Source organism: Natrinema hispanicum (genome assembly GCF_004217335.1).
Lineage (GTDB): Archaea > Halobacteriota > Halobacteria > Halobacteriales > Natrialbaceae > Natrinema > Natrinema hispanicum.
The window spans coordinates 12,324-33,839 of the sequence record NZ_SHMP01000006.1; the positions used below are offsets into that span (position 1 = coordinate 12,324).

Consider the following 21,516-nt stretch of genomic DNA (forward strand, 5'->3'; position numbering starts at 1 on the left):
GCACGGAATCAGTCTTCGAGTCGCCGAGTGGCCGCCTCGAACTCCTCTCGGGTGTTGACGTTCTCGAAGGTCGAAAGCGGCGCTTGATCGCGAATCTCGGCTTCGTCGACGACGACGTACTCGAGGTCGAACAGCGGTTCGATGATCTTCCGCTCGTCGCGCTCGAGGGCGCGTTCGCAGGCGGCGACCATCGGTTCGGCCCGGTAGACGGCCTGCGTAGTCTGGAACCACTGGTCGTCGAGCCGTGGGACCGCAGCATCGTGACCGGCCGCGCGGTCGAAGAGGTGCGCAATGAGGTCGGGATCGACGAAGGGCATATCGCAGGCGACGACGGCGGCGTACTCCCCCGTGGCCGCACGCAAGCCGGTCATGATCCCCGCCATCGGGCCCCGGTCGGGGACTGGATCGACCGCAAACGTGACGTCGGGACCGTCCTCGAGTGCCGGTTCGATTGCCGACACCTGATCATCCCGGCAGTTGATGACCAGTTCGTCGACGAGCGGTGCAAGCCGGTCGACGACACGGCGGATCATCGGCGTTCCGGCGAGGTCGGCGACGGCTTTGTCTCCATCGCCGAAGCGGCTTGAGTGGCCGCCCGCGAGGACGACTCCCGTGCGCTCGGTTCGGCCGATCTCGGGGGGCATGGCCGATCGTTCGTCGAGAACGTGGAAAAACCTCCCGCACGCGACTGGCTCACGCTCGTCATGCCGATTGCCGCCAGAGCGCGCGATACAGCATCCACAGGTCACAGTCGAAGCGGTCGGCCACCGAGCGACAGCGCTCGAGGTACGTCTCGTATTCCGAAACCGACGGCGGATCCGGATACGGTCGGGAGAGTTCGTCCGCCTCTCGGAGCGCTGCCCACACGCGAGGGCCGACGACGACGTATGCGTCGGGATCGATGAACATGCAAAACGCCGAGGCGACGGGGACGTCGACGGCCTCGAGGGCGGTCAGCGCGTCGATCATCGCGGCAGCATCGTCGGCGTCGACGGCGGCCGCAATCGCGTCGCGGACGGCCTCGAAGTCGTTGTCCCAGAAGCGCTCCTCTGCGTCCCGTCGCTTGTCGTCGGGATACGCGCCGAGAAAGCGCCGATAATACCATCTGACGACCCAGGCTGCGTCCCGGCGGCCGTACTCACCGGACTCGAATGCGGCTGGGAGCGTCTCTCTGTTCTCCGCCTCGACGGCGTACAGGGGCTCGCGCCGTCGGTAGTCACGTGCCTGCGAGTCTACGACCGACTTCGTAAGCGCCATCGTGTGCTGCTTTCACATGCGGTGCCGTCAGCGTTTCCCTGATCTCGGTAGTGCTCGCGTGAGCCGTCGCTTCTCGAGATGTACCAGTACTATGGTAGAAAACCTCATGCACGCGCAGGTGATGGCTGTTACACAACGGGTGCAGCCACCTGGAGGGACTCACAATGTCCAGTGACCAAGAGCCAGTCAAGACGATCTGTCCGTACTGCGGTGTCGGGTGTGGAATCCAAGTACAGCCGGGCGACGAGCCCGGTGATGTCCAGTTCATGCCGTGGGGTGACGCTCCGGTCAACGAGGGCCGGATCTGTATCAAAGGCGGAGCAGCGACGGAGGTCGTCGACCACGAGGACCGACTGACCGACCCGCTGCTCAGAGACGACGACGGCGAGTTCCGCGAAGCTACGTGGGAGGAAGCATACGAGTACATCGTCGACGAACTCGAGCGAATTCGCGACGAGTACGGCCCGGACGCGACGGGCTTTTTCGGCTCCTCGAAGGTGATGAACGAGGAGAACTACCTGCTACAGAAGCTGGCCCGGCGCTACGGCACCAACAACGTCGACAACTGCACGCGGATGTGCCACGCGTCGACGGTCTGGGCGCTGCGCACGAGTCTGGGCGCGGGTGCGATGACAAACAGCATGCGCGACCTCCGCGAGGAGTGTGATCTGTTCTGGATTCAGGGCGCGAATCCCGGCGAGCAACACCCCATCGCGAACAGCCAGTACTTCCGGCAAGCAGTGCTCGATGGGGCGACCGTCATTCAGGTCGACCCGCATGCGAACAAGACGACACGGTCGTTCCAGATCGATGACACCGACCGCCACCAACACCTGCAATTGAATCCGGGGACGGACATCCCGCTGTTGAACATCGTCCTGAAGACGATCCTCGAGCACCACGCGGAACATCCCGACGACGGCTGGATCGACGAGTCGTTCGTCGAAGAACGCACCGAGGGATTCGACCACCTCAAAGAAACGCTCGAAGACTTCGACAAGGAGGCAGCTGCCGAGGAGTGTGGCCTCGACCTCGAGGCCATCGAACTGGCCGCCGAAAAGTATGCGACCGCCGACAACGCGGCCATCTTCACCGGGATGGGGATGAGCCAGCATGCCTGCGGCGTCGACAACGTCCAAAACGAGATCAATCTCGCGCTGATCACGGGCAACCTCGGCCGTCCCGGCACGGGCGTCAACCCGCTGCGCGGCCAGAACAACGTCCAGGGGACCTGTGACGTTGGCGCGATGCCGAACGTCCTGCCGGGCTACCAGCTGGTCGACGACGACGAGGCTCGCGAGTCGGTCGAGGATGTCTGGGGCTTCGAAATCCCCGACGAGCCGGGACTGACGAACGTCGAGATCTCCTACGAGGCGGGCGACTCGGTCAAGGGCCTGTATGTCATGGGCGAAAACCCCGTAATGAGCGAACCCGACGCCAACAGCGTCGCCGACCGGTTGGCGGATCTCGAGTTCATGATCGTGCAAGATATCTTCATGACCGAAACCGCGGAGTTCGCGGACGTAATCCTCCCGGCGACGACCTGGGCCGAACGCGGCGGCACCGTCACGAACACCGATCGGCGCGTCCAGCGCATGCGCGGCGTCGGAAAGGTCCATGAGAACACTAAACATGACCGCGAGATCCTGACCGAAGTCGGGATGCGCCTGTTCGATGAGGGGTTCGACTTCGAGGATCCCGAGGAAATCTTCGAGGAACTCCGCCAGGTCTGCCCGAGTTATCACGGGATGACCTACGACCTGCTGGGCGAGGAGGGACTGCACTGGCCCTGCTACGAACCCGGCGACGAGGGCGATCCGTTCCTCTACGAGGACGAATTCGACACGGAAAGCGGCCTCGGCCACATCGAGGGTGTCGAACACACCCCGCCGGCGGAGACGCCCGACGACGAGTACCCGCTGATCCTCACGACCGCACGGCTCGAGGAACACTACAATACCGGGACGATGAGCACGCGCTCGCCGACGCTCAACAGACAGACCCCGGAGAACTTCGTCGACGTTCACCCCGAAGACGCCGAGCGCTATGGCATCGAGGACGGCGAGTACGTCCGCCTCAAATCGCGACGCGGCGAGATCACGCTCGAGGCCCACGTCACCGACGACACGAAAGAGGGGGTCGTCTGGACGACGCCACACTTCGCCGCTGCCTCGGCGAACAAGCTGACGAACCACGTGCTCGACAAGCGGGCGAAGATCCCCGAGTACAAGGCCGCTGCCGCGGAGATCGACGTCGATATCGAGCCCGTCGATCGAGCGGCTGGCGACGACTGAGACCGGCGCGGTGTCAGCACACTCCCGCCTCGTCGTGCGGGCGCATCGAGTCAGACACCGAGGACGGCACCGAGCGGCAGCCTGACAGCGACAGCCACGTCCGAGCCAGCACCGTCTCGAGGTGCGGATCGATCAAACAGCTTGAGTTTCATGCTGAGTCGGGATAGCGACAAGTTTTACAACGAGGTTCGTGGTGCGTTCCATGAGGTTCGATACCTAATGTCAATGGACGCTGTCGTATACCAGGGACCGAACGACGTCGCCATCGAAGAGGTCGACGAACCAGAGATCGAGCACGAGAACGACGTTCTCGTCGATATCACGACCACGGCGATCTGTGGCTCGGACCTCCACATGTACGAGGGACGAACCGCAGCCGATCCGGGGATCGTCTTCGGCCACGAGAACATGGGGATCGTCAGCGAAGTCGGCGATGCCGTGACGACCCTCGAGGAGGGCGATCGCGTCGTGATGCCCTTTAACGTGGCCTGTGGCTTCTGTCGGAACTGTGAAAACGGCTATACCGGCTTCTGTACCAACGTCAACCCCGGCTTCGCCGGCGGTGCGTATGGGTACGTCGCAATGGGGCCGTACGAGGGCGGCCAGGCCGAGAAACTCCGCGTGCCGTTCGCGGACTTTAACGCGTTGAAACTGCCGGAAGGCGACGCACACGAGGACGCGTTCTCGCTGCTGGCGGACATTTTCCCGACGGGATGGCATGGCACTCGACTCGCGAATCTTCAACCCGGCGAGTCGATCGCGATCTACGGGGCGGGTCCCGTCGGCCTCATGGCCGCCTACAGCGCCAAGATCCAGGGCGCGTCCGAGATCTACGTCGTCGACCGCGTCGACAGTCGCCTCGAGATGGCCGAAGACCACTGTGACGCCCACGCCATCAACTTCGAGGAGGGCGACCCGGTCGAGCAGATCGTCGATGCCCACGGCGATGAAGTCGACAAGGGCGTCGACGCCGTCGGCTATCAGGCGATCGACCCCGAGACGGATCCGGGCGACGATGCCTACGATCCGGCCCGGGAGAATCCCGCGATCGTCCTCAACCAACTCATCGAGACTGTCCGTCCGACGGGACAACTCGGCATTCCAGGGCTGTACGTCCCATCGGACCCCGGCGCGCCCGATGAGATGGCGGCACAGGGACGGCTCGGCATCGACTTCGGCAAGCTCTTCGAAAAGGGCCTGAAGCTCGGGACTGGCCAGTGTAACGTCAAAGAATACAACCGGGAGCTCCGAGACATGATCATCGAGGGACGAGCCGACCCCAGCTGGGTCGTCTCCCACCGCGTCGACTTAGAGCAAGCACCCGAGATGTACGAGAAGTTCGACGAACGCGAGGAAGGCGTCACCAAGGTCTTGCTCGAGCCATAACGCTCCGCCCTCGACCGCCGTTTTTCGTCCCCCGCCGATCAGAAGCTCGGTCAACGAGTGCCGTCCAGCCGACGAGCCCTGGGACGCGCTCGAGCGTCTGCAGACTGCCAGCCGACAGTATCAGCTTCGCAGCCAGGCTTTCGGGTGGTCGTCGCGAAGATGATCCTGATACCGTTTGATCAGCGCGGGGTACGATCCCGCAACCGCATACCAGTCGCAGTGGTCGCATTCCCGTTCGACCGTGTCAGTCGCGCTCTGTACGTATCCGCCGCGTTGGTGCATGTTCATCGCGCTCTGCTGTGACGATATAACCTTTCTGTCTCGGCTCTCTCGACCGGAGAAACAGGTATGGTCCCGACTGACATAATCTGCTGCATGTGCCAGTACTGTAACTACTCCTTTCACGACGGCTGGACGCGGCTGCTCGAGTACGACGACGTCTATCAGGACGCCCTCCCCGACCGAGTGACCGACCAGTCGACGCACGGCTTTCACGAGTCCTGGGAAGAACTCAGCGACGAACTCGAGTTGTAGGGCAACGAGTGACGAGATCGCCGCCGTCCTCTATGCACCCGTCGCACGACAGCCTGGCGATCGGCGTGGAACGCGGTTCAAGAGGCATGCGAGAGCGGGAACGGATCGGTGACGGTCGCTGCCAGTTCGCGCTCGTCGCCATCGATCACACACGCCTCGAGTTCGTCGCGAATCCGCTCTTCGTTCATCGAGCGACCGATGATTACCAGTCGCGTGCGACGGTCGTCCTCGGGTCGCCACTCGCCAATCGGGCCGGCTTGAACGGACGGACCGGCCTGACTGACGCCGATCACGTCGTCGTGGGCGGCGACATGACAGACGCCTTTGGCCCGGACGATCGACCCGTCCCAGTCCTCGAGCCAGGCTGCAAGCCGTTCCGGGTGGAACGGCCGGTCGGAGCGGAAGACGAACGACGAGACGCCATGTCGGTCGGCCACGCTTTGCTCGCCATCGTGAGTGTGATCGTGGCCGTGTTCGTCATCATCTCGATATTCATCCTCACCGTGGTCGTGTGTCTCACCACGCAGGTGGCGTTTCCATCCCGGCGAGCGCTTTGCCGTCGCGAAGTCGAACGCCCCGGTATCGAGGACGATATCCGGATCCACCTCACAGTAGGTCGTCCGCAGTCGTTTCGCCCGCGGTTGGAGGGTGTCGACGACGGCCTCGATCTCCGCGAGTGTCCCCTCGGGAACCATATCGGACTTGTTGAGCAACAATACGTCACAGAACTCGATTCCTTCCACGAGAACTTCGCTCAACGGCCGGTCGTCGTCGGGCTGGGCGTTCTCCGGGAGCTGCTCACCGGCGTCGAACTCTTTCCAGAACCCGTACGTATCGAGGACGGTCACCATGGTGTCCACCCGGAACAGGCTCGTCGGGTCGACATCGCTTGCGTCCGTTCCATCAGTGAACACCTGCGCGATCGGAATCGGTTCGCTGATCCCCGACGCCTCGACCAGCAGGTAATCGAAGTCGCGACGCCGTGTGAGCCGCGTCGCTTCCTCGAGGAGATCTCCCTGCAGCCGACAGCAGATACAGCCGTTCGAGAGGTCGACGATGCCCTCGTCGTCGGACTCTCGAGCGAGCAGTTCCGCATCGACGTTGATCTCACCCATATCGTTGACGATCACCGCGAGCCGCCGGTCGCCTGGATTCGACAGCACGTGGTTGATGAGCGTCGTTTTCCCTGCGCCGAGATAGCCGCTAACGATAGTTACGGGAGTCGTGTCGTTATGAGTCATGTGATACCAAACACCATGATAGTGGGGCTACTAAGTTATCGGGTCGCTCTCGTTGACAGTATCGCACGCGAGACTGTCACGAGTCGGTCTCGAGCAATGGGCACCCGCTCTGGATTCGGGTCTTGCGGTTGCCCGATCCGATTCAGACACAGTTCAGGCGAGTTTCGGTGCGTGGCTTACTCGCCCTCGAGGGGTTCGCCGCGACGATCGACTCGCGTTGCGGGAAGGCCAGCTCGATCGGCGTGTTCGTGAATTATCTCTTTTTCTTCGGCTCGGTACTGGCAGAACGTTCCCGTGATCTCCCCGTCTTCGTTCGTCATGATCTCGGATTCGATCCAGCGGATCTCGTTCCCCTCCGCTCGAAGTTCTTGCAGGACGTCTCCGGATTGTGCAGCCGCATCCTCGAGTTCGTCCTCCGTAATTGGTTCATCGAGTGACCGGAGTATCAGGAAGTCCGTTAGCTCTTGTTCGGACATTGGTGCCATGACACATGGCACTCTCTGTGACAATAAAAGTTGGTTTGACAGACAAGAAAGCTGTCATGAATTGACAGACACCCCCGGAGCCGACCCCTTCACGTTGACTCGGGACTCCACGCTGGCTCGAATCGAATGTCGGCATCGCGACGGCGAGCGCAACCACCGGCAGTGTATCGAGATCGCCGGTCACTCCACTCATACTCGAGAACTCGTCCCGATTTGAACGCTCTGCTGTCGATGGGACGACGCGTTACTCGTCAGGAAGGCGGCTCTTGCGGTAGATCTTTGCGGTTTCCATGTCGACCTTATCGAGTCCGATAATGATGTCCTCTTCGGGGGACAGATCCTCGGCTTCCCAGTTCTCGAGGAACATGACAGCGTCGCTGCGGTGGGCGTAGGGGCGTGGGTCGATACCCATCGGGTCGTCGGCGGCTTCCTTGTCCGTGATGAGAACGAAGTTGGCCATCGTTGCATCGATGAGCTCCCCGGTCTGGTAGTCAGTCGTCCACGCACCTTGAATCGGCGAGTCGGGTGTCGACGACACTTTGTAGGCGAACAAACAGCCTGGCAGGTCGAAGACGGCCGCCTGTCCGTTCTCGTGGACGAGTTGGCTACTGCCGAAGTACTTCTTGACCGGCATCCCACAGACGTCACAGCGTTGGGAGTCAGTGAACTCGACCGGACCTTCTTCAACGCCCTCGAGCGAGGGTTCGTACACGTGTGCGGGCAGGTCGTCACCCTCAGAATCAGTTCCGCCGAGACAGCCAGCAATGCCCGCGGTCACACCCATCCCGAGCGCGCCCAGCAGTCGCCGCCGCTGGAGCCCGTCGCGTTTGGTCATATTCCTCTATAGCGGCCCGGTAATCAAAACCGACATGGTTCAGGTGTCGAATCCGGCTCGAAGGCGATGTCGGCCCCGAGACGCACGTTCACTCGAGTCGCGCTTTTGCTAGCCGATGGCGCGCGCGGAACATGGCTGCAAACCCGGGTTTCGAGAACGGCTCGGCAGCGTCGCCGAGCGGGCCGAAGGGGAGTTCGTACTCGACGCGATCCCGGATGACAGTCCGATCGCCGTCGGCGAAAAAGCTGTGCGTGTGCTCCCACCGGTCGAATGGCCCGTGAACCATTTCGTCGCGAAAGTACGCCGAGCCATCCTCACACTCGCGGTCCGTAATCACCGAGGTCCAGTGCTGGCGTGGCCCGACGCCGAACGGCTGGATCGACAACGCGATCTCCGAGCCGGGCTCGAGCACGTCCGGTTCCGACTGGCCGTCCGGTCCGAGCACGCGTTCGACGCGCAAGCCCAGCCAGTCGGGGGTCACCCCCTCAAGGCCGGAGATCCGAGAGTGAAACGCCCAAACATCGTCGAACGACGACCGGACCATCGTCTCGCGTTCGTACGTTGGCATAGATGGGTCTACGGTTGCCAACCTGAAAACATCAGTCCCGAAATCGGCGGCGACGGAACACGCCAAGCGGTGTCTGTTCCGCTGTCTTACTTCAGTCGCTCCTGCAGGAACGACGGGTGAGCTGCGGTGACGCCGTCGATTTCGAGCAGTTCTTCGGAGATGATCTCGCCGAGTGCGTCGCCGTCTTCGGCACGCACCTCGGCCATCAGCATGTGGTCGCCACTGGAACTATACAGCGCCTCGACCTCCCCGAGGTTCTTGATCGCCTGTGTGGCCTCGACGTAGCGTTCGCTCGCGACATCGAGTCCGACCAGCGCGATCGTCTGGCTCGAGAGCTTCTTTGGGTCCACGTCGGCCGAGTAGCCGACGATAACGCCGTCGTCTTCGAGCTGATTAATGTACTTTCGCACCGTCGGTTTCGAGACGTTCGCCCGCTCGGCGATCTCGGCGTAGGACGCCTGTGCGTCCTCCTCGAGCACCTCGAGAATGCGATCTTCCGTCGCCTGCGTACTCATAGCAGTACGTTTTGCTTCGATGGAAAAATATCTTTTGTATACGAGAACGACGAATATCCAATCAGAAGAGTCCGAAACCGCGGCGGCGAGCACGGCGCTTGCTGGTGATTTAGTCAGTCGGTTCGACTCTCTTGAGTCACTAGACGGCGTCGTGGTAGGCTGGGGACATCAAACGGGGTTGAAGCGGGAGAGTAACAGTTTGGATGAACATCACTATCCACTTCTCTGAGGAGATGGTCTCGATCCAAGCGTGAAGCGTGGGGCAAAAGCAACGTGGACCATACGACGATGTCTATTCGACCGAGTACGTCCTACAGAGTCCGCTGGGCGATCAAGGGCGAGCCAATCTGAAAGAAATCATTGATACGGTTTCCTGTCACTGGTTCCCGGCGCACCCGCAGGACGGTTGCGGTCCCACTGGCACTGACGCCCACCAGACTAGATGAGACCGTGCAAGCAGGAAACTCGAACTTCGAATTTACGCTTATGAATGTCATCGACGAAGTCAATATACGGTTTGAGGATAGAAAGATAATCGAGTAGTGGGATAACTTCGACTACCTCGGTGTAATGTAACGGCTCGGCTTGATTCCTTCAGACCCAACAGAATCAGGCGCGGAATCCCGAAAGCTGTATTATCCGGGTTGACAGAGGCCCGCTGGATGCTGAATGTAGATAATTCATGAATTTATAGTCGTATCCCTATCTGACAGGCCGTGTGGTATTAACTACCTTTGAAGGGTGGGGTTCGTAGGCCTTAAGTAGTGTTCGGCGATTCTGATTTAGTACGACGAAGATGAGGACCCCGCCCCTGCGGTCCGCCGTACAGACGGGTTCTGATGTTAGCCTTGGTAGTTCGGTGACGCCCGATCGGTCGTTCGATCGTGTCACCGAACGTGTGGACCCATGTGTGAGTGTATTTACATTCACCGCCAACTCCCCCAGCCTTGCTGGGGAAGAGCATTTCATTCCGGTTGATCCTGCCGGAGGTCATTGCTATTGGAGTCCGATTTAGCCATGCTAGTTGCACGAGTTTAGACTCGTAGCAGATAGCTCAGTAACACGTGGCCAAACTACCCTATGGATCCGGACAACCTCGGGAAACTGAGGCTAATCCGGAATACGGCTCTCAGCCTGGAAGTGGCGAGAGTCAGAAACGCTCCGGCGCCATAGGATGTGGCTGCGGCCGATTAGGTAGACGGTGGGGTAACGGCCCACCGTGCCCATAATCGGTACGGGTTGTGAGAGCAAGAGCCCGGAGACGGTATCTGAGACAAGATACCGGGCCCTACGGGGCGCAGCAGGCGCGAAACCTTTACACTGCACGAAAGTGCGATAAGGGGACTCCAAGTGCGAGGGCATATAGTCCTCGCTTTTCACCACCGTAAGGAGGTGGTAGAATAAGTGCTGGGCAAGACCGGTGCCAGCCGCCGCGGTAATACCGGCAGCACGAGTGATGACCGCTCTTATTGGGCCTAAAGCGTCCGTAGCTGGCCACGCAAGTCTATCGGGAAATCCGCGCGCTCAACGCGCGGGCGTCCGGTGGAAACTGCGTGGCTTGGGACCGGAAGATCCAGAGGGTACGTCCGGGGTAGGAGTGAAATCCCGTAATCCTGGACGGACCACCGGTGGCGAAAGCGCTCTGGAAAGACGGATCCGACGGTGAGGGACGAAAGCTCGGGTCACGAACCGGATTAGATACCCGGGTAGTCCGAGCTGTAAACGATGTCTGCTAGGTGTGCCACAGGCTACGAGCCTGTGGTGTGCCGTAGGGAAGCCGTGAAGCAGACCGCCTGGGAAGTACGTCCGCAAGGATGAAACTTAAAGGAATTGGCGGGGGAGCACTACAACCGGAGGAGCCTGCGGTTTAATTGGACTCAACGCCGGACATCTCACCAGCATCGACAATGTGCAGTGAAGGTCAGGTTGATGACCTTACTGGAGCCATTGAGAGGAGGTGCATGGCCGCCGTCAGCTCGTACCGTGAGGCGTCCTGTTAAGTCAGGCAACGAGCGAGACCCGCACTCCTAATTGCCAGCAACACCCTCGTGGTGGTTGGGTACATTAGGAGGACTGCCAGTGCCAAACTGGAGGAAGGAACGGGCAACGGTAGGTCAGTATGCCCCGAATGTGCTGGGCGACACGCGGGCTACAATGGCCGAGACAGTGGGATGCAACCCCGAAAGGGGACGCTAATCTCCGAAACTCGGTCGTAGTTCGGATTGAGGACTGAAACTCGTCCTCATGAAGCTGGATTCGGTAGTAATCGCGCCTCAGAAGGGCGCGGTGAATACGTCCCTGCTCCTTGCACACACCGCCCGTCAAAGCACCCGAGTGGGGTCCGGATGAGGCCTCGATTCCGAGGTCGAATCTGGGCTCCGCAAGGGGGCTTAAGTCGTAACAAGGTAGCCGTAGGGGAATCTGCGGCTGGATCACCTCCACAGACCGGGACTGGGGCGTTGCCCCAGCCCACCTTAGCGGTATTCCGCACGTTCGATCGCGCCGTTTGGCCGATCGGGCACCTTTGAACTACCAAGGCTAACACAATCTCTCTGTCCACCCTCTCTTAGGGGTGGACGTGGGCCCATAGCTCAGTGGGAGAGTGCCTCCTTTGCAAGGAGGATGCCCAGGGTTCGAATCCCTGTGGGTCCATGCTTCGTACTTGATCGCCGAATCCGTGCCCTTAAGTGGGAGACGGAACTTCGATTGAGTACGACCGAACCGATGCACCAGCCCGCGTAAGTGTGGCTGGGAAGGGTTAATGCAGGCCAGCTGTCTACTGGCGTGCAGATGAGACCGTGTGTACGTGTAGTCCAGGCGTCCACTGGACCCGTTCCCGGGTCACTCAACGTTGCGACTCTGTCGCAACGCCGATCCGATGAACGTGGCTACTGTGCCAGCTGGTGGATCGCTCGGCTTGAGAGCTGAAGAAGGACGTGCCAAGCTGCGATAAGCCTGAGGGAGCCGCACGGAGGCAAAGAACTCAGGATCTCCGAATGGGAATCCCCACCGCAATTGCTTCGCGCAATGGGGAACGCCGGGAATTGAAACATCTCAGTACCGGCAGGAAAAGAAAGCAAACGCGATGTCGTTAGTAAGGGCGACTGAACGCGACACAGTCCAAACCGAAGCCTTCGGGCAATGTGGTGTTCGGACTGACTCTCATCAACCGAAACTCTTCGCGAAGTCTCTTGGAACAGAGCACGAAACAGGGTGACAGTCCCGTACCGAAGACGAGTACGCTGTGCGTCAGCTCCAGAGTATCGGGGGTTGGATATCCCTCGTGAAGATCGCGGGCATCGACCGCGAAGACTAAACACTCCTCAAGACCGATAGCGAACAAGTAGCGTGAGCGAACGCTGAAAAGCACCCCAAGAAGGGAGGTGCAATAGGGCGTGAAATCAGTTGGCGATGGAGCGACAGAGCACACAAGGTCCCAGACAAAACGACCGCAGCGCGAGCTGCTAGTAGGAAGTTTGGGAAGCCGGTGTTCTGTCGTACGTTTTGAAAAACGAACCAGGGAGTGTGCCTGTTTGACGAGTCTAACTCGATTATCGAGGAAGGCGTAGGGAAACCGATATGGTCGCAGTGCTTTGCACCAGGACCACCGTGTTCAAGCGCGGGGAGTCAAACGGGCACGACCCGAAACCGGACGATCTAGGCGTGGACAAGGTGAAGCGTGCCGAAAGGCACGTGGAGGCCTGTTAGAGTTGGTGTCCTACAATACCCTCTCGTGATCTACGTCTAGGGGTGAAAGGCCCATCGAGTCCGGAAACAGCTGGTTCCAACCGAAAGATGTCGAAGCATCACCTCTGCCGAGATAGTTCGTGGGGTAGAGCGACGGATTGGGGGACCGCACTCCGAGAGGAGTGCGCCCCCCTGTCCAACTCCGAACCTACGAACGTCGTTTGACGCAGGGAGTCCGGTGCACGGGGTAAGCCTGTGTACCGTGAGGGAGACAACCCAGAGCTGGGTTAAGGTCCCCAAGTGTGGATTAAGTGCGATCGAAGGTGGTCTCAAGCCCTAGACAGCCGGGAGGTGAGCTTAGAAGCAGCTACCCTCTAAGAAAAGCGTAACAGCTTACCGGCCGAGGTTTGAGGCGCCCAAAATGATCGGGGCTCAAATCCACCACCGAGACCTAGCGGCACCTGTCACAAGGTGATCCCGTAGGTTGGCGTTCTGTTCGGGTGGAAGCACGGAAGAGATTTCGTGTGGACCGTTCAGTAACGAAAATCCTGGTCATAGTAGCAGCGTGAGTCGGGTGAGACCCCCGACGGCCGAACGAGTAAGGGTTCCTCAGCACTGCTGATCAGCTGAGGGTTAGCCGGTCCTAAGTCAGCCCGTAAGTCGAAGCTGACAACAGGGAAATAGGTTAATATTCCTATGCCAGTGTGCATTCAAAGCCAACGCTTTGGGGCCGCCTGAGCCGGGCCTTCGCCCGGTCGAACAGTCGAAAATCGTGGAAGCCGTAATGGCACGAAGCGATTGAATGGCTGGATAGCGCAAGTCAGGTCAACCGAGAGCCCGTGAAAAGGCGAGCACACTGTCCGTACCGAGATCCGACACAGGTACTCGTGGCGGCGAAAGCCAAGGTCTGTCGGGAGCAACCGACGTTAGGGAATTCGGCAAGTTAGTCCCGTACGTTCGCAATAAGGGATGCCTGCCCTGTTAGGGGCAGGTCGCAGTGACTCGGGCGCTCCGACTGTCTAGTAACAACATAGGTGACCGCAAATCCGCAAGGACTCGTACGGTCACTGAATCCTGCCCAGTGCAGGTATCTGAACACCCCGTACAAGGGGACGAAGGACCTGTTAACGGCGGGGGTAACTATGACCCTCTTAAGGTAGCGTAGTACCTTGCCGCTTTAGTAGCGGCTTGCATGAATGGATCAACGAGAGCGCCACTGTCCCAACGTTGGGCCCGGTGAACTGTACGTTCCAGTGCGGAGTCTGGAGACCCCCAAGGGGAAGCGAAGACCCTATAGAGCTTTACTGCAGGCTGTCACTGAGACGTGGTCGCCATTGTGCAGCATAGGTAGGAGCCGGTACACAGGTACCCGCGCTAGCGGGCCACCGAGGCAGCATTGAAATACTACCCGATGGTGACTGCGACTCTCACTCCTGGCGGAGGACACTGGTAGCCGGGCAGTTTGACTGGGGCGGTACGCGCTTGAAAAGATATCGAGCGCGCCCCAAGATTTCCTCACCCGCGTCGGAGACGCGGGAAAGAGCGCAAGAGCATACGGAAGTCTGACAGTGTCCGGCACAACGACGGACGCTGACGCGAAAGCGTGGTCTAGCGAACCAATTAGGCTGCTTGATGCGGCCAATTGCTGACAGAAAAGCTACCTTAGGGATAACAGAGTCGTCACCCGCAAGAGCACATATCGACCGGGTGGCTTGCTACCTCGATGTCGGTTCCCTCCATCCTGCCCGTGCAGAAGCGGGCAAGGGTGAGGTTGTTCGCCTATTAAAGGAGGTCGTGAGCTGGGTTTAGACCGTCGTGAGACAGGTCGGCTGCTATCTATTGGGGGTGTTACGGTATCTGACGGGAACGTTCGTATAGTACGAGAGGAACTACGAATGGGTGCCACTGGTGTACCAGCTGTCCGAGAGGGCACGTGCTGGGCAGCCACGCACCACGGGGTAAGAGCTGAACGCATCTAAGCTCGAAACCCACCTGGAAAAGAGATACCACTGAGGCCACTCGTAGAAGACGAGATCGATAGACTCGGGATGTACGCACCAAGGCAACGAGGTGTTGAGTCCGCGAGCACTAATCGGCCAAGCCACACACTCATAACTACAACTATAACGCATTGGATCCGTGACGCGGTGAACGGGTCCGGACGCAAACTGGACTACACGTACATGACGGTCTTGGACACACCACCGATTACGGTTTGACGACGGTTCGAGTCCGTCGGTCGGCGTTACGGCGGCCACAGCGGCGAGGTGCCTCCCGTACCCATCCCGAACACGGAAGATAAGCTCGCCTGCGTATCGGCAAGTACTGGAGTGGGCGACCCTCTGGGAACGTCGATTCGCCGCCTCCACTCATACTCCTATCCAACGAGTAACTACGACTAGTAGTTCTCTATTTCCCCAGGACTTCACAGATAGTAGATGAGGTTGAGACTGAATCCGGCCAGACTATTCGACAACTGCACTGGAATATGCCAGCGACAGCACCCAGATAGCAATCCTTAATGATGGTCGGCAGAGACGGCTAGATAGCGGGATGGGATAGCCAGGAGATTCCGGCGGGCTCATAACCCGCAGACCAGTAGTTCAAATCTACTTCCCGCTATTTCTTGACTTTGAGAAACTTCTATACGACTTGGTCGGTAAGTCCCACGGTCATAACTAAATAATACCCGACCGAGTAGACAGCTGAATTCGGTCAGGACTGCCTTTGCACTTTGTCGATTTCACACTGGACGCACAAGTCGTCAGCAAAACACGAAACGCTATCGTAGGGACAGTCGTACTCGTCGCCGTTGGCAGACTGACGGAGTTTCTCCCGATGCCAGATACTTTCCCAGTCATCAATATCCATGTCTGGAGACGTGAAGACGACATCAGTATTTCTATTTGAAATCTTTGCGACTGTGACCGACTGTTGGTTCTCTTTGACTACCTCAATCGCTTCTTCGTACGAGGAACAGGCGACTGTCTCCGTTCCAGTTCGGTCATCCAAAAGTCGGACAGTAATCGAACCGTCGTATACCTCCGTCGGGTCCAGCCCTGACCTCATAACGGATACACTCGAAATACTGTATAATAGCTTGGGAAGAACACTTTTCTCGAACTCAGGTCACTCCGACGTGTGAACTCATAACTCGGCTCTTTCAGAGCTATTACTCACTTATTCATCTCTCTCACCAGCGATCAGCGTTCATGCTCGAGGTGTGTGATCTGCGGTTCCCAGTCGAACGGTTCTGTCACACTACCGTTGGTGAATCGCAGTGTCGCGCGAACACGACGGGACGAATCGTGTCGGAAGGGCGCAAGTGCATACAGCAGTTGTGGTCGATAATAGAAAGCAGATTCCTCAGTGGTCGTTGTTGAAATCTGGTGGAATGCGTATGCAATCGTTCCCTCGTCATTCAGGAGGAGCGGCTGCAACCAATTTTGCCATCGATTTGCTTCTCGAGCACGACGGGCTCTGCGAGAGTGCTATCTCGTCCTCTGTATCTAGGGACAGAACGCGTAGGTCGTGTGGACGAGGCCGTCTTCAAGCTCGTCGAGTACCGTTCAGCCAACGTCGTCGTCTTTCCGATCCCGGCGGTGATCGCAACGTTGCGATCGAGGATCAGTGCGTCCTGCTGCTGTTCGTCGGTCAGTCGAATCCCATTGATCTCTCGGTCTGCTGTCAGTCAGTGTCGAAAACCAGTGACAGCGGACCGTATGAGGACAGGTGGGCTCGAGACGGTAGCCGACCGTCAGCTCTGGGTCGGCGTCGACAGTCGGATTACGTGTGTCGCTCGAGCAGGTCGTAGCTGCGCTCCCACTCGGCGTCGTCGTCGAAGTACCGTTCGGCCAGCGGCTGGTCAGGCAGTTCGCCGACGGCCCGTTTCTCCTCGGTGTAGGACGGTCGGTCCTCGTCGACGTAGTAACGGCCGGTGAGGACGGTTCCCTCGTTTAAGACGTCCTCGGTCTCGCGCATCATCTCGGCGGCTTCGGCCCGGTCCGTGACGTCGAAGTCGTAGTCGTCGGACTCCTGGACGTCGACGTAGGGGACGTACTGGCGGGCGTCTTTGTTCCAGGTCGGACACTGGGTCAGGAAGTCGATGTGGGCGAAGCCGTCGTGTTCGATGGCCTCCTTGATGATCTCTTTGGCCTGGTTGGGGTTGACGGCGGCAGTGCGAGCGACGTAGCTTGCACCGGCGTTCAGCGACATCGACAGCGGCCGGATCGGCGTCTTCGCGCTGCCCGAGGGCTGGGTCTTGGACTTGTGGCCCTTCGGACTCGTCGGCGAGGTCTGGCCTTTCGTCAGGCCGAAGATCTCGTTGTTGAAGACGATGTAGGTGATGTCGTGGTTCTCGCGGGCCGAGTGGATGAAGTGGTTGCCACCGATCCCGTAGCCGTCGCCGTCACCGCCGGCGGCGATGACCTCGAGTTCGGGATTCGCGAGTTTGGCGGCTCGAGCCACGGGCAGCGAGCGGCCGTGGATCGTGTGGAATCCGTAGGTGTCGAGATAGCTGTTGAGCTTGCCCGAACAGCCGATTCCGGTAACGGTCAGCACTTCTTCGGGCGTCTTGCCGGCCTCCGGCAGCGCCTGTTTCAGCGCTTTCAGGACGCCGAAGTCGCCACAGCCCGGACACCAGGTTGGCTGTGGTTCGACACCGGGCGTGTACTCGTCCCGGTCGATTTCCCGTTCCTCTCCGATCGCGTTGAATGCACTCATTGGTCAGTCACCTGCAGCTGGTTCGATTCGTACCTGTGCGGTCGGTTCGCGCTCTTCCTCGACGAAGTTGACCTCGTAGCCCTCGACGATCTCGGCAGGCTCGAACGGCTCGCCGTTGTACTTCAGCAGGCTGGTCAGCTTCTCGCCGAACCGGCCCAGTTCCTTCTGGAGCAGGCCACGGAACTGCGCGGTGGCGTTCATCTCGACGACCATCGCCTCGTCGACACTCTCTAAGAACTCGGTCACGTCGGCCTCGGCGAACGGCATCATGTCGGAGACGCTGATGCCTTTCACCGAGTGGCCGGCGTCGTTGAGCCGCTCGACGGCCTCCTCGACGGCACCCTGACTCGAGCCCCACGTAATGATTCCGTGGTCGGCAGTTTCGTCGCCGAAGTAGGTCTGGGTCGACGACTCTCGGCTGTCGAGGTCTTCGCGGATCGACTCGAGTTTCTCGAGACGGCGGTCCATCTGGGCGACGCGGTTGTCGGGGTCTTCGCTGATGTGGCCGACGGGGCTGTGTTCGTTGCCGGTCGCAAGGAAGCGCCCGCCCTTCTGGCCGGGGATCGAGCGCGATGCGACGCCGTTCTCGGCGTCCTCGTAATTGAAGCGCTTGAACTTCCCGGAGTTGTCGTGGGCGGCTTCCCGGAGTTCTTCCTCGGTGAGCGTCGATCCGAGATCCGGCGCGGGTTCGCGGTCGAAGAACTCGACGTCGACGTTGGTGTTCTCACCGGAGAGCTTCTGGTCGTAGATGATGATCGCCGGGAGCTGGTAGTCCCAGGCGATCTCGAATGCCAGCCGGGTCTGTTCGTAGGCTTCCTCGATGGTCCCGGGCGCGAAGACGACGCGCTGGGAGTCGCCCTGACTCGTATAGAGGATGTGCTCTAAGTCGGACTGTTCGGGTTTCGTCGGCATCCCGGTCGAGGGACCGGCACGCATGGCCTCGATGAGGACCACCGGCGTCTCGGTCATTTCGGCGAGACCGAGCGGTTCGCTCATAAGCGCGAAGCCACCTCCCGAAGAGCCGGACATCGCCTTGACGCCGGCGTGGCTCGCACCGACGGCCAGCGCCGCGGCAGCGATCTCGTCTTCGACCTGTTCGGAGATGCCACCCATGTCGGGGAAGTTCTGGCTGAGGATGGTGAACACGTCGGTCCACGGCGTCATCGGGTAGCCGGAGATGAACCGACAGCCGGCGTCGATCGCGCCGTAGGCGATCGCGTTCGAGCCCGACAGCAGCGCCTGCTCAGTCTCGTGCGAGCCTTCGGGGGCTCGCAGGTCGTGCTCGAAGTCGTATTCCTCGGTAACGGTATCGTATGCCTCGTGAAGAATCTCGAGGTTCGCCTCGAGCACGTCGCCGCCCATCGCGTCGGACATCAGGTCCTCGATGTGTTCGAGATCCATCTCGAGCAGCGCGGCCGTCGCGCCGACGCCGGCGGTGTTACGCATGACCTCGCGGCCGTGCTCGCGGGCGAGTCCCCGAAGATCCATCGGGAAGACGTGCCAGTCGTTTTCTTCGGCACGGGCCTCGAGATCGAGCGCCTCGACGTCTTCCTCGCTGATGAGCCCCTCGTCGTAGATGATGATCCCGCCCTCGCGGAGTTCATCGAGGTTCTCCGAGAGAGGCTTGATCTCTTCGTTGCCGTAGAAGGCGTCTTCCTGCGGGTTCCGGGCGAAGGAGTCGCCCAGTGCGAGCAGGAAATTGTAGCCGTCTCCACGTGACTGTACCTCGTGGTCTGCGGCACGAATCTCGACGTACGTGTGGCCGCCGCGAATCCGCGACGGATAGTGCCGGTGAGTGAATACGTCGAGCCCCGAGCGCATCAGCGCCTTGGCGAAGTTCTGGCTCGTCGAGTCGATCCCGTCGCCGGAACCGCCCGCGATTCGCCAGATAAGTTCGTCGCTACTCATAGTGGATCAGTGGCCGATGGGCCAACCGTACTCGGATTTTCGCACTACCGTGCCTAAAGCCTTTGCTATGGATTGACAAGTATCTTTCGTGAAGAATGAACATCCATTGAATAATATGGCATGGAAGATCATTATCGATAAGCCGACGGCGCGTTCTCCCTTATTACGTCAGCGTGACCTATCACTGTCCGATGATCGACCGGCGGTACCTTTTATATCCCATTCATGCTATCCTATCCCATGGGTTACATCGTTCGGATGCCGAAGCTCGGGCTCGAGATGGAACGCGGGACGCTCCTCGAATGGGCGATCGACGAGGGGGACTCGGTCTCCGAGGGAGAACTGATCGCGGAAGTGGAGTCCGAAAAGAGTATCGGGGAGATCGAGGCTCGCGAAGACGGCGTGTTGCGACGAACCTACCTCGAGGTCGACGAGACGGTCCCACCGGGGACTCCGATCGGGATCGTTGCACCGGCGGAGGCCGATATCAGCGACCTCGAGGCCGAAGCGACGGCCGATCTCGAAGCCGATGTCGAGGTCGAGGAGGGCGAACCCGAGCCGGAACCGGACGAGGGAACGGCTGAACCGGCCGCAAGCGGGACCGACACGAGCGCTGGCGGCACGACAGCTGACGAGATCACGGCCTCGCCCCGGGCTCGAGATCGGGCGGATGAACTGGGTGTCGAGCTGACGACAGTCGAGGGAACCGGCTATCAGGGATCGATCACAGAGGAAGACGTCGAACGGGCGGCCAGCGAGGGTGCGGATGAAGGTGCCGGCGAGCTGAACGCGTCGCCGCGAGCGCGTGCTCGCGCGGACGAACTGGGCGTCGACCTTGCGGCCGTCGACGGAAGCGGCTATCAGGGCGCGATCACCGAAGAGGACATCGAAGCGGCCGCGGCGGAGACTGGCGGGACGAGCCGAACGCTCGCAGAGGAACGACCGTTCGGCGGGATGCGCAAGACGATCGCCTCACGGTTAAGCGAAAGCGATCGCGAGGCCGTCCACGTGACCGTCCACCGCGAGGCCGACGCCGAAGCCCTGCTTTCGGCTGCCGACGCCGCCGATGCGACCCTCGAGACCGACATCTCGGTCCAAGACGTCCTTCTTCGGGCCGTCTCGGCGGCGCTTGCGGACCATCCCGCGTTCAATGCGACGTTCGAGGACGACGTCCACGAACTCTGGGAGGAACACAACGTCGGCATCGCCGTCGATATCGAACAGGGACTGATCGCGCCGGTACTCCCGGATGTCGAAAGCAAGTCACTTGGCGAACTCGCCGACGAGCGGCGAGCCCTCGTCGACCGCGCGATCAGCGGCGACTACACCATGGACGACCTCCAGGGCGGGACGTTCACCGTAACCAATCTCGGTGTCCTCGGTGTCGAGGCGTTCGATCCGATCATCAACCCGCCGCAGGTCGCCATCCTCGGTGTCGACGCCATCGACGAACAGCCGACCCGCGGCGACGATGACGGCATCGAATGGCGACGCCACCTTCCGTTCGATCTCTCGTTCGACCACCGGGTCGTCGACGGCGCGGACGCGGCTCGCTTCCTCGAGACCCTCGTCGACTACGTCGAGGAGCCGTGGCCGCTCCTGCCCGACGAAGTCGCCGAGGCGGCCGACCGCGGGACCGTCGGCGGGGCAGAGACGGAGATGCCCGGCCGATCGGTTACTGCCACGAATCCCGATGGAATGCGAGGCCGTATCGAGGCCGGCTCATTCGAGTGGACGTACGACGAGCCCGAATCCAGCGGCGGCACCGAGACCGGCCCGACCCCGGTCGACGTCGCTCTCAGTGGCCTCGCCTCCTGTCTCTCGCTGAGTACCCGATTCCAGGCGAGCAAACGCGACATGTCGGTCGAGGAGATCCAGGTCGACGTCGATGCGACGCCAGCGGAGGGGCCAGTCGAGGACATCGCAGCGACGATCCGCCTTGCAACCGACGAAGACGACGAGGCCGTCGACCGACTCGTCGACCTCGGGGAGCGGGGCTGTCACGTCTCACAGATGCTTCGGGAAGAACTGGAACTGGATCTCTCCTGGGAGCGCCTCTAAAATCGGCTGGCCGGCCGTTTGGC

General features: G+C 60.4%; 15 protein-coding genes, 2 tRNA genes and 3 rRNA genes. 9 read left to right on the plus strand and 11 right to left on the minus strand.

Going from position 1 to position 21,516, the window contains the following annotated elements:
- Nucleotides 1-8: 8 nt before the first annotated feature.
- Both BDK88_RS14525 and BDK88_RS14530 read right to left on the minus strand, forming a co-directional pair.
- On the minus strand, nt 9-644 hold the full coding sequence (locus BDK88_RS14525) for a molybdenum cofactor guanylyltransferase (RefSeq protein ID WP_130501068.1): 636 nt from the start codon (nt 642-644) through the stop codon (nt 9-11).
- Nucleotides 645-702: 58 nt separating this feature from the next.
- Nucleotides 703-1,257, minus strand: a complete 555-nt coding sequence (locus BDK88_RS14530; protein WP_130501069.1) for a hypothetical protein — start codon at nt 1,255-1,257, stop codon at nt 703-705.
- Nucleotides 1,258-1,421: 164 nt separating this feature from the next.
- Between BDK88_RS14530 and fdhF the strand changes: the two genes are divergently transcribed.
- Nucleotides 1,422-3,551 carry a formate dehydrogenase subunit alpha gene (gene fdhF, locus BDK88_RS14535; protein WP_130501070.1) on the plus strand — a complete coding sequence of 710 codons (2,130 nt, stop codon included), beginning with the start codon at nt 1,422-1,424 and terminating at the stop codon, nt 3,549-3,551.
- Nucleotides 3,552-3,776: 225 nt separating this feature from the next.
- Nucleotides 3,777-4,937: a glutathione-independent formaldehyde dehydrogenase gene (locus BDK88_RS14540; RefSeq protein ID WP_130501380.1), complete on the plus strand. Its 1,161-nt coding sequence runs from the start codon at nt 3,777-3,779 to the stop codon at nt 4,935-4,937.
- Between the two features lie 120 nt (nt 4,938-5,057).
- Here the strand turns inward: BDK88_RS14540 and BDK88_RS21265 are convergent, their stop codons facing one another.
- A complete protein-coding gene (locus BDK88_RS21265; protein ID WP_165396973.1) occupies nt 5,058-5,219 on the minus strand; it encodes a hypothetical protein in 162 nt (53 codons plus the stop codon).
- Between the two features lie 93 nt (nt 5,220-5,312).
- Between BDK88_RS21265 and BDK88_RS21270 the strand changes: the two genes are divergently transcribed.
- Entirely contained in the window at nt 5,313-5,471 is a 159-nt protein-coding gene (locus BDK88_RS21270) for a hypothetical protein (protein ID WP_165396974.1), read from the plus strand.
- Between the two features lie 77 nt (nt 5,472-5,548).
- Here the strand turns inward: BDK88_RS21270 and BDK88_RS14545 are convergent, their stop codons facing one another.
- The 5 genes from BDK88_RS14545 to lrpA1 form a co-directional block, all read right to left on the minus strand.
- Nucleotides 5,549-6,712 (minus strand): CobW family GTP-binding protein, encoded by a 1,164-nt coding sequence (locus BDK88_RS14545; RefSeq protein ID WP_130501071.1) that lies wholly within the window; start codon nt 6,710-6,712, stop codon nt 5,549-5,551.
- Between the two features lie 176 nt (nt 6,713-6,888).
- Nucleotides 6,889-7,188, minus strand: a complete 300-nt coding sequence (locus tag BDK88_RS14550; protein ID WP_130501381.1) for a DUF4242 domain-containing protein — start codon at nt 7,186-7,188, stop codon at nt 6,889-6,891.
- Between the two features lie 253 nt (nt 7,189-7,441).
- Complete coding sequence (locus BDK88_RS14555; RefSeq protein WP_130501072.1) at nt 7,442-8,032, minus strand: nitrous oxide reductase accessory protein NosL; 591 nt, start codon at nt 8,030-8,032, stop codon at nt 7,442-7,444.
- Between the two features lie 88 nt (nt 8,033-8,120).
- Entirely contained in the window at nt 8,121-8,600 is a 480-nt protein-coding gene (locus BDK88_RS14560; RefSeq protein ID WP_130501073.1) for an SRPBCC family protein, read from the minus strand.
- Between the two features lie 86 nt (nt 8,601-8,686).
- Nucleotides 8,687-9,115 (minus strand): HTH-type transcriptional regulator LrpA1, encoded by a 429-nt coding sequence (gene lrpA1 / locus BDK88_RS14565; protein ID WP_130501074.1) that lies wholly within the window; start codon nt 9,113-9,115, stop codon nt 8,687-8,689.
- Nucleotides 9,116-10,082: 967 nt separating this feature from the next.
- Here lrpA1 and BDK88_RS14570 point away from each other — a divergent pair.
- From BDK88_RS14570 to BDK88_RS14590, 5 genes are all read left to right on the plus strand, one after another.
- Nucleotides 10,083-11,556 (plus strand): 16S ribosomal RNA (locus tag BDK88_RS14570).
- Between the two features lie 139 nt (nt 11,557-11,695).
- Nucleotides 11,696-11,767: transfer RNA gene (locus BDK88_RS14575), tRNA-Ala, on the plus strand.
- Between the two features lie 227 nt (nt 11,768-11,994).
- Nucleotides 11,995-14,912, plus strand: a 23S ribosomal RNA gene (locus BDK88_RS14580).
- 136 nt (nt 14,913-15,048) lie between these two features.
- Nucleotides 15,049-15,170, plus strand: a 5S ribosomal RNA gene (rrf, locus tag BDK88_RS14585).
- Together the 16S, 23S and 5S rRNA genes with 2 tRNA genes alongside form the textbook arrangement of a ribosomal RNA operon.
- 179 nt (nt 15,171-15,349) lie before the next feature.
- A tRNA-Met gene (locus tag BDK88_RS14590) sits at nt 15,350-15,424 on the plus strand.
- Nucleotides 15,425-15,517: 93 nt separating this feature from the next.
- Here the strand turns inward: BDK88_RS14590 and BDK88_RS21815 are convergent.
- The 3 genes from BDK88_RS21815 to BDK88_RS14605 all read right to left on the minus strand — a co-directional run bounded on the left by BDK88_RS21815 (nt 15,518) and on the right by BDK88_RS14605 (nt 19,432).
- Nucleotides 15,518-15,871 carry a hypothetical protein gene (locus BDK88_RS21815; protein WP_130501075.1) on the minus strand — a complete coding sequence of 118 codons (354 nt, stop codon included), beginning with the start codon at nt 15,869-15,871 and terminating at the stop codon, nt 15,518-15,520.
- Between the two features lie 717 nt (nt 15,872-16,588).
- Nucleotides 16,589-17,524 carry a thiamine pyrophosphate-dependent enzyme gene (locus tag BDK88_RS14600; protein ID WP_130501076.1) on the minus strand — a complete coding sequence of 312 codons (936 nt, stop codon included), beginning with the start codon at nt 17,522-17,524 and terminating at the stop codon, nt 16,589-16,591.
- Nucleotides 17,525-17,527: 3 nt separating this feature from the next.
- Entirely contained in the window at nt 17,528-19,432 is a 1,905-nt protein-coding gene (locus tag BDK88_RS14605) for a 2-oxoacid:acceptor oxidoreductase subunit alpha (protein WP_130501077.1), read from the minus strand.
- A 240-nt stretch (nt 19,433-19,672) separates the two neighbouring features.
- Here BDK88_RS14605 and BDK88_RS14610 point away from each other — a divergent pair, with 240 nt between their 5' ends.
- Nucleotides 19,673-21,493, plus strand: coding sequence for a 2-oxo acid dehydrogenase subunit E2 (locus tag BDK88_RS14610; protein ID WP_130501078.1), 1,821 nt, complete (start codon nt 19,673-19,675; stop codon nt 21,491-21,493).
- Nucleotides 21,494-21,516 lie beyond the last annotated feature (23 nt).